Annotated in this window: 8 protein-coding genes; 2 read left to right on the forward strand and 6 right to left on the reverse strand. The window is 58.3% G+C overall.

Translation table 11 applies throughout. The features are described 5' to 3' along the window. Positions 1-34: 34 nt before the first annotated feature. A complete protein-coding gene (locus tag ACQY7U_RS07255; RefSeq protein ID WP_428643176.1) occupies positions 35-1,348 on the reverse strand; it encodes a glycosyltransferase in 1,314 nt (437 codons plus the stop codon). A gap of 121 nt (positions 1,349-1,469) precedes the next feature. Between ACQY7U_RS07255 and ACQY7U_RS07260 the strand changes: the two genes are divergently transcribed. Next, complete coding sequence (locus ACQY7U_RS07260) at positions 1,470-1,895, forward strand: secondary thiamine-phosphate synthase enzyme YjbQ (protein WP_428643177.1); 426 nt, start codon at positions 1,470-1,472, stop codon at positions 1,893-1,895. A gap of 146 nt (positions 1,896-2,041) precedes the next feature. Then, positions 2,042-2,338, forward strand: a complete 297-nt coding sequence (locus tag ACQY7U_RS07265; protein WP_428643178.1) for a hypothetical protein — start codon at positions 2,042-2,044, stop codon at positions 2,336-2,338. A 140-nt stretch (positions 2,339-2,478) separates the two neighbouring features. Here ACQY7U_RS07265 and ACQY7U_RS07270 read toward each other — a convergent pair whose 3' ends face one another. The 5 genes from ACQY7U_RS07270 to ACQY7U_RS07290 all read right to left on the reverse strand — a co-directional run. Next, the gene (locus ACQY7U_RS07270; protein ID WP_428643180.1) at positions 2,479-3,231 is read right to left on the reverse strand and encodes an SDR family NAD(P)-dependent oxidoreductase; all 753 of its coding nucleotides are present in this window, start codon (positions 3,229-3,231) and stop codon (positions 2,479-2,481) included. 60 nt (positions 3,232-3,291) lie between these two features. After that, positions 3,292-3,732 (reverse strand): hypothetical protein, encoded by a 441-nt coding sequence (locus ACQY7U_RS07275; RefSeq protein ID WP_428643182.1) that lies wholly within the window; start codon positions 3,730-3,732, stop codon positions 3,292-3,294. Between the two features lie 368 nt (positions 3,733-4,100). Next, positions 4,101-4,355 carry a YdcH family protein gene (locus tag ACQY7U_RS07280; RefSeq protein ID WP_428643183.1) on the reverse strand — a complete coding sequence of 85 codons (255 nt, stop codon included), beginning with the start codon at positions 4,353-4,355 and terminating at the stop codon, positions 4,101-4,103. Between the two features lie 267 nt (positions 4,356-4,622). Further along, entirely contained in the window at positions 4,623-6,101 is a 1,479-nt protein-coding gene (locus tag ACQY7U_RS07285) for a methyl-accepting chemotaxis protein (protein WP_428643185.1), read from the reverse strand. A gap of 756 nt (positions 6,102-6,857) precedes the next feature. Then, a partial coding sequence (locus ACQY7U_RS07290; protein ID WP_428643186.1) for an EAL domain-containing protein occupies positions 6,858-8,252 on the reverse strand: 1,395 nt, incomplete at its 5' end.

Genomic DNA, 8,252 nt, shown 5'->3' on the forward strand with positions numbered 1-8,252 from the left:
GGCCCGGCCGCAAAAGGAAAGAGCTGCGATACCGCTATCCCGCCTGACGGGGGAATGACGCCGGATATCGCATCTGATATCGCGCCAGCTGGTCGGCGGTTCCCTTGGCGCCGGGTTCCGAAGCCATGAGGCGAGCGGCCCGTTCCGCACCATCCCTGAAGGTCGGCATTTCGAGATCCTTCAGGGCACGGGCAAGGTTTTCGGTGGTCAGTTTTTTCTGGCGGATGGGCGCCGGACCTGCTCCGATCCGGTGCACACGGGCGCCCCAGAAGGGCTGGTCGGCAAAAACCGGGCAGACGAGTGAAGGCTTGCCCCAGCGCAGCGCTTCGTGGGTGGTGCCGGCCCCGCCGTGATGGACGACGCCCGAGCAGCGCGGAAACAGCCAGCTGTGCGGCGCCTTGTCGAGAAGATGGATCTGTTTCGCCATGCTTTCATCCAGCGCCGCTGCCGTAAGGCCGCCCCAGCCGGTCGCCAGGATCGCACGCTGGCCGGTCGTCCTGAGGGCGGACAGAACGATGCCGGTCAGTCCGGTTGGATCCCTGCTCGGCATGGAGCCGAAACCGAGGTAGACAGGCGGCGGTCCTCCTTCCAGAAAGGCTGCGAGATCCGGGGGAGGCCGGTAGGACGGGTCCGGTTCGGTGAACCAGTAGCCGCTTTGCCAGACCTCCGCGCTCCAGTCTCCCGGGTCCGGGACGAGGGCTTTCGAAAAAGCCTGCAGGTTGAGTGGCCTGCCTCCAGGCGGCAGATGGCCGTCCATCAAGGAGCCAGACTGGGCAAGTTCGGCTTGCGCGTCATGCTTCAGGGACTTGAGCACGGGCGCAATGCCGGCGCTCATCAGCCTCCGGAAGAAGCCATAGCTCATGGCGTTCAGGCCGGGCCCGAGATTCGGCAGGCCGAAGAGCGGGACCGGAAAGGCCCGGGTTCGGGCGGTGACCGGTTGCAGGGCTGTCGGCAGGGCCGGAACGTTCAGTCGGCGGGCAACAAGTGTCATCGCCGTCGCCTTCAGATTGAACAGGATCAGGTCCGGCTTCTCCTCAAGCCCTGTCTGCCACAACATTCGAACGATGTCCCGTTGCAGCCGGACGCTTTTCCGGGCCAGCTTGATGGCACCTTTCAGCGAGAACAGGGCTTCCCGAACCTCCGTGTCCCTTAGAAGCGCCTGATAGTCGATGGGCACGGGACGGGCTCGGGCTCCGGCGGCCTCGATCATGGCGTCGAACCCTTGTCCCGTCGAGAGAACGACCTCCGCCCCAAGGTTCACGAGTTCCTTCGCGAGCGCCACATAGGGCTGGGTGTCGCCGCGTGTGCCGAGCGAGGCAATCAGGACCTTCTTGCCGGAGAATGCCATGGATGGACCTTGGTGAACGGAAAAGGACGGGCGGGCCCCCTTCAGATGGCGGGCGTAGCGGGGATTTGCAACCAGAAAGCCGATCGCCTAAGCAAGAAGCCCCACGCAGGAGAGAGAAAACATGCAGACCACCTTCTCCATCCGCACCGGCGGCCAGGGCCTCTATGAGTTTACCCGCGCCGTCAGGGGCTGGCTGTCAGAGGAGGACGCGGGCGACGGTCTGTTGACCCTGTTCGTACGCCACACGTCCTGCTCGTTGTTGATCCAGGAAAACGCAGACCCGGATGTGCAGACGGATCTGAAGGCCTTCTTTGCCCGGCTGGTGCCTCCAACCGATCATCCCTCCATGAGCTATCTGGTGCACACATACGAGGGACCGGACGACATGCCGGCCCACATCAAGGCTGCCATGATGCCGGTCTCGCTTTCCATACCGGTGTCCGGCGGCCGGATGGCGCTGGGCACCTGGCAGGGGCTCTACCTTTTCGAACACCGGGATCATCCGCATCAACGGCAGGTCGCGGCGCATTTCCTCGCAGACCGTTGAGACTGGTTGTCCCATGCCCATTGGTTGCAAAGAGGAAATTTGAAAAAGTGTGACGGTTGTCACATCGAATCCGGTCGTCTCTTCTAGATTGAAAAAACTCTTCCCGAACCTGCCGCTCGCGCAGAACGAACACCGGAGCCAACCTGATGAGATACCTGATCCTCGCCGCCGTGCTGTTTGCCGCAACACCGGCCCAGGCGGACAACGACCCGAACCGGCCGACGGACAGGATCGCCGCGGACCTCGGTATCGGGGAAGCGGTCTTCATAGCGTGCTTCAAGCCGGTCAATCCGGAGCCGTCGAAATATCCCAGCGGCGCGCAGCAACGGGCCAACAAGGCCATTCTTCTGCCTTGCCTGCAACAGGCCAACCCGGCCATCACCAATGATCGTCTTGACGCAGTGATGGACAAATACCGGCCGGAAGGCGCGTTCCGGCAATAGGGTACAACGTCGGGTACGAATTCCGTGCTCCTGACTGTCGAGACGCCGGTCAGACGATCTCATCCTGAGGAGCGGGTTTGCCCGCGTCTCGGGGTGAGGGGAAAGTGTGGATAGGTTCGGCGACGGACCACCCGGCCCTTTCACTTCCTGAGGGCCGGAAGCCCGACGCCGGTACTTTCGAAGCCGCCGTCGGAGGCAATGATCTGCCCGGTGACGTAGCTTGCCTGCTCGGAGACGAGAAAGGCGATGACCTCGGCGATTTCCATCTCGCTGCCGTAGCGGTTGAGCGGAATGGCATCGTGATAGGCGTCGATGATCTCCTGGCTGTGCACGGCCATGGCCAGTTTTGTGCGCACGGGCCCCGGGCAGACGCAATTGGCGCGAATGCCGTATTCGCCGAGTTCGGCGGCCTGCTGCTTGGTGAGCTGTATGACGGCGGCTTTCGACGTGCCGTAGGCAACCCTTAAAGTCGAGGCGCGCAGCCCCGAGATGGACGCGATGTTGACCAGCGCGCCGCGGGTTTCCTTCAGTGCCGGTATCGCCGTCTGGGAAACCAGAAAGACACCGTCCAGATTGGTCTCCATCACGCGCCGCCATGTGGCAAAATCCGTTGCCTCGATCGGGCCGAACTCGGCAACGCCGGCGTTGTTGACCACCGCGTCGAGCCTGCCGAATTCCAGTGAAATGGCGGGCAGCGTCTCCTCCACCTGGGCCTGGATGGAAACATCGCAGAGGAAGGGAGTTGCCCCTTCAAGCCCGGCCGATGCGGACATCAGCTCGTCGGAATCCCTGTCCAGCATGGCGACGCGCCAGCCTCTTTCCAGCAGGAGCTTGGAAGTGGCAAGGCCGATGCCTCTGGCGGCACCTGTGACAAGAGCAACTTTACTGGACATTTTCCCCCGCTTGGCAGCGTGCAAGTTTCGCGAATGATTTGCGCCACGCTATCAGGCGGCTCATCGCATGGAAATGCAAACCCGGATCACACCACCGTTGTCCCAAAGCACTTCGTTCTTGTCGTTGATGCGAAAGGCATAAACGCCTGCCGGATCGGTCGCCCTGACTGCAAGGGCAGCGAATTCGGCAAAGGGAACGATGCGTCCGGCCTGATCGCGCACCAGCATTTCACCGAAGGCATAGGACTGGTCGAACTTGTAGCCGTAGAAGGGACCGAGTTTCTTCGCATCCTCCCCGGAATAGCCGCGCGGGCCGACAGGCTTGAACATGCCGTTGATCACGCTCCACCCACCGGAATAACTGACACGGCGTATCTTGCCGGCGGGTAAGGCCAGCTGTTGCCAGCCTTTCTTCGATTGCACGTCGATACAGTAGTCGGCGGCCTGGGCGGCGGCGGGAACGAGGCAAAGCAGAAAACTGGCGTAACGGGCGAAATACATGGCCGGATCCGTGTTCAAATCGGCCCCAGAAAACCTTGGTCCGGCCCCAAGGTCAAGCTGTGCGTCAGTCGCTTGCGTGGCGAACGTTTGCGTAAGGTGCCGACATTACCTTTACGTAAACGTTTCATACTATCTTGAAATTCGTGCCAGGGCACCCCACATCTACTACGAACGATGAGGGTCGTTCCTCCCCAGACTGGCGCCGGGCTTGCAACAAGCCACGGCGCCTTCTTTTTTGATTTTCATGAACTTGAAGAGTGCGGGGTGCCGTTGTCGGTACCGGATCCGGGCATGTCTTCCGGAAAAAAGTGGCCCGCGCCGTCGGACGGGGACGACGCGGGCGCGACACCGGCCTGAAAAGGAGGGGCTCAGGACACGGTGTTTTCGGCGGCTGCCAGGGTGGCGGCAATCTGATCTTTGAGGTGGAGGCGTTTTTTCTTCAGGTCTTCCAGAACCTCGTCGGAAGCCGGGGCCACATCTGTCTCGATGCGGTGAATCTCACGGTTGACGGTGTGGTACTCGTCCGCCATCCGGGCAAAGTGGGGATCGTTGATCTTCAGGCTGTGCAATGCCTCTGCGGCATCCGGAAATTCTTCGTGCAGTTCGTGTGGAACGTGGCTCATTCTTGCCTCCTTTTGAGAGCCACAAAGTGCAGTCAACCGGCGCCTTTCACCTTGAGACAGATCAATCCGGACCGCATTTGCGGCAAGGAATTTCACACCGCACCGCGAAAGCCGAGACCGAGCCGGTGCCGGGGAAAGCTTCTATGGGGAATGGGAGGGGTCCGGAAGTCGATGCCGCAAAGGCTTTGTCGGCAGAGCGACAAATGCAGGTTCGGTGGTGTTCGCCGAAGTCACTCCATGGAAGTCAGCGGTAGATGCCGGGCGGCGTCACATCAAAGTTAGTGACGCTCGTTTCACATTCTGGGTCGCGGCGTCGATTTGCGCTGTCGCCGAGGAAATCGACTGCATGTTCGTGGTGATCAGTTCCACGCCTTGGGCCGCAGATTGCATGTTGGACGAAATGTCGTTGGTTACCGCGGTCTGTTCCTCCACGGCGGATGCGATGCTCGACGCTATGTCACCAATATTGTTGATCACGGCCATGATGGCTTCGATCGCTTTTACCGCCTGTTCTGTCGTTTCTTGCATCATGCCAATTTGACTGGAGATTTCCTCCGTCGCCTTGCTGGTCTGCGATGCCAGGTTCTTGACTTCAGAGGCGACAACCGCAAATCCCTTGCCTGCCTCTCCGGCCCGCGCCGCTTCAATGGTCGCATTCAAGGCCAGGAGATTGGTCTGGTCCGCGATGCCGTTGATCAGCTCGATAACGGAGCCGATTGTCTTGGCGTCATCCGACAGTCCAGACATGATTTCGCCCGAACGTTCGGCTTCCTTCACAGCATCCTGGGATACATTGAGCGCGGTTTGCACTTGACGGCTGATTTCCTGAATGGACGCCACCAATTCTTCAGCCGCCGCCGCAACGGTCTGAACGCTCGAGGAGGTTTGCTCCGATGCCGAGGCTGAATTTGTAGCTTGCTGGGTCGTCTCGGAAATCGCGTTGGCAATCTCCGCAAGGTCCCTGTCAATCCGTTGCTGCACTTCTGCCCTGCGATGGCGTTCCATGACCTGTGCGGTTCTGTCCGTTGCGAACTTCACGACCTTGAAGGGACGTCCGGCGGCATCCAGGATTAGATTGTATGTCGCCTGAATCCAGACTTCCTTCCCGCCTTTCCCTATGCGTTTGAATTCGTCAGACTGAAACTTGCCGGCTGCAAGATCGTCCCAGAAGCGACGGTATTCCTGGCTGGCCTTGTACTCCGGTTCCACAAACATGCTGTGATGTTCCCCCACGATTTCGTCCAGCGTATAGCCCATCGTGGAAAGGAAATTTTCGTTTGCGTACTGGATGGTTCCGTCAAGATCAAAATGAATGACAGCCTGAGACTTGTTGATCGCGTTTAGCTGACCTTCGAAGTCAGCATTGCGTTTCTTCTGTTCAGTTATGTCGGTGGCAATCTTGACCACCTTTACTACCTGTCCGGCAGAATTGCGCACCGGATTGTAGGACGCCTGAATCCAGACCTCCTTGCCGCCCTTGCCAATGCGCAAGAATTCAGCTGCCTGGAATTCACCAGCGTTCAGGTTGCGCCACAACTGCTTGTATTGATTGCTCCTGGCGTGCTCCGGATCAACGAACATGCTGTGATGCGCGCCTCGGATTTCATCCAGTTCATATCCCATTGTATCTAGGAAGTTTCGGTTCGCCGTCAGGATCGTCCCATCGGGTTTGAATTCGATCATTGCCTGTGACCGGCTGAGCGCATCCAGGGTTGCCTGGAGAGTGTTATTCAGAATCCGAAACATTCCTGCTTCCCCCAAAAGATCGACTTTTAGTTAGTTATGCGAGGTGAAGTTAAGGGAAAATTACTTTAGGTGAATGTTATCAAGAAAAAATGCCATAGTTACTTTATTTGGATCCCTTGATCAGATCTTTTTCTGAGGTTCTGCATCAAAATTCAAGTGTAAATGTGGCGAAAATAAATTCGGTTTGTTTTTGCGGTACTGTGTCAATATTTATACTTTTAGTTGTACCTGTCGGGGTGTCGTTTGGCGGAAAATGTCAAATTTTCTACATAAAGAGACAAGATGAAATGATTCCTATTAAGCGCATTATTAACTCTTGCCGCCGCCTTGGGGCAGGCAGTCAATGCGAATTTGCTGCAACCTTCCAGTGGCACAGCAAGTAATTGAAAGAACAGGCCAACACCGATTTGCCGTTTGGGATGGGGGGTACGACGCCGAGGGGAAAATACGACCGGGACAGGATGTACTGTTGCCAGGCCGGAAACCCGATTCAGGTGAGGTATGATTGAAGCTGTCTTTTGGAGGGCAGCCTGGCGGGGGACAATCTCAAGGTCGCAGACCGGGAGTTGATCGAAGCTTTGCGTCCCTCTGAACGAGCTCACATATTTCGTACCGCTTGGAAGGCGTCCTCAGGCTCTCTTGACTCTTTTGTATTGCTCGACGGATCGCCTCTGTTGTTGTGGCGCTGCCGTGTCCCCGAACGCAACCTTCCATTCGGGAGAAAAGACCGAACCATCAAAATCCGGGATCAAGCCTCTAGCTGGCGGCCGGGGACAACTTGATGATCTTGCCATCTTCCGGGAGTTCCTGCTTTTGCGCCTGCTCTTCAAGGTAACGGGCGAAATCGCCAAGGGGCATCGGTTTGGCAAAATAAAAGCCTTGGGCGAACTCGACTTTCTGCTCCTTGAGAGAAGAAAGCTGTTCGATGGTTTCCACGCCCTCGGCGCACACTTTCAGATCATGGGCGTCGGCGATGTCCAGAATGGCATGCAGGAAGGCGCTGCGGGCGCTGTCCGCCGAAGTGCTCAGGTCTTCGATGAACATCTTGTCGATCTTCAGCAGGTCGGGTTTCAGGGCGTAGATCTGCGCCAGGTTAGAATAACCGGTGCCGAAGTCGTCGATGGCGATCTGGCAGCCGATGCCGCGCAGATAAGCCAGCGACTTGGCGATGCTGGTTCCTTTCCCGATGCCGGTCTCCAGGATTTCACAACAAAGGGAGATGCCTGCTTCATTCGCGGCGGTGAAGACCGGTGATTGAACAAGTGCCTGGATTTGCGTGTCGTCCAGATCGGCCTGAAAGAAATTCACCGAGACCTTGAAGCCCGGACGGCTGGCAAGAACGGGGCGCAAATCATCCAAGGCCCTGGATATGATGATTTCGGTGAATTCCCACGTCAGGTTCTGATCCTGTATGAGGCCGATGAATTCGTCCGGCATCAGTTTTCCGCAAGAATCCTGAAATCGGGCGAGCACCTCACAACCCGCGCAGGTCATGCCGTCAAGTGTCAGGATCGGCTGGTAGTAGGGTTCGAAGCCCGCTCCACCCTTTGCAATCGCACGCCGGACGCGTCCCCTGGCGCTGCGCCCTTCCAGCACGGCCCTGTTGACCCGTTGATAAACGAGGAAAGCGGCGAAGACGCTGAACAGGCCGAAAAGGCCGAGCAAGGGCAGAGTCTGCCGGAAAACCTGCTCAATCGGGATCATCGTCAGGTAGCACAGCCGCGGATCCCCGGGACCGCAGGCGAGTCCGTAGGTATCCCCGAAAACGGGGCCCCAGTTCTCGCGGTATTTCTCCAAAAGACCGTCGTCGCCGTTAAAGTGATACAGCGCAGAAAACGGCGTGTTGGGAGAGGACGCGAAAAACTGCTCCGAACCGGCCTCCTTCAAACCTCCCGTCGGGGCGAAGGTCAGCCCGTAGCGCCCCTTCTTTATGATCGTGACCCGATCGACGGTGTCGACCGCCTCAAAGGGAACCCGGTACCAGGCTTCGCGGCCGTCCGTGAACAGTTTCGCGTTCAGCGGAGGTCCGAAGTCATGGGGAACCGGCAACCGGCCGAAACTGGTCGAGCAGGAGGTCTTCGTGCCACCGTCAGGGAAAAACCAGACGTTGATGATTTGCCTGTCGTTGTAGATGAGCGTGTTCAGCTGACG

The sequence above is a fragment of the Roseibium sp. genome (assembly GCF_050301095.1).
Lineage (GTDB): Bacteria > Pseudomonadota > Alphaproteobacteria > Rhizobiales > Stappiaceae > Roseibium.

Coding starts and splice junctions, on each gene's coding strand:
- ACQY7U_RS07255 (WP_428643176.1), bottom strand. CDS start 1,348: ATGGCATTCTCCGGCAAGAAGGTCCTGATTGCCTCGCTCGGCACACGC.
- ACQY7U_RS07260 (WP_428643177.1), top strand. CDS start 1,470: ATGCAGACCACCTTCTCCATCCGCACCGGCGGCCAGGGCCTCTATGAG.
- ACQY7U_RS07265 (WP_428643178.1), top strand. CDS start 2,042: ATGAGATACCTGATCCTCGCCGCCGTGCTGTTTGCCGCAACACCGGCC.
- ACQY7U_RS07270 (WP_428643180.1), bottom strand. CDS start 3,231: ATGTCCAGTAAAGTTGCTCTTGTCACAGGTGCCGCCAGAGGCATCGGC.
- ACQY7U_RS07275 (WP_428643182.1), bottom strand. CDS start 3,732: ATGTATTTCGCCCGTTACGCCAGTTTTCTGCTTTGCCTCGTTCCCGCC.
- ACQY7U_RS07280 (WP_428643183.1), bottom strand. CDS start 4,355: ATGAGCCACGTTCCACACGAACTGCACGAAGAATTTCCGGATGCCGCA.
- ACQY7U_RS07285 (WP_428643185.1), bottom strand. CDS start 6,101: ATGTTTCGGATTCTGAATAACACTCTCCAGGCAACCCTGGATGCGCTC.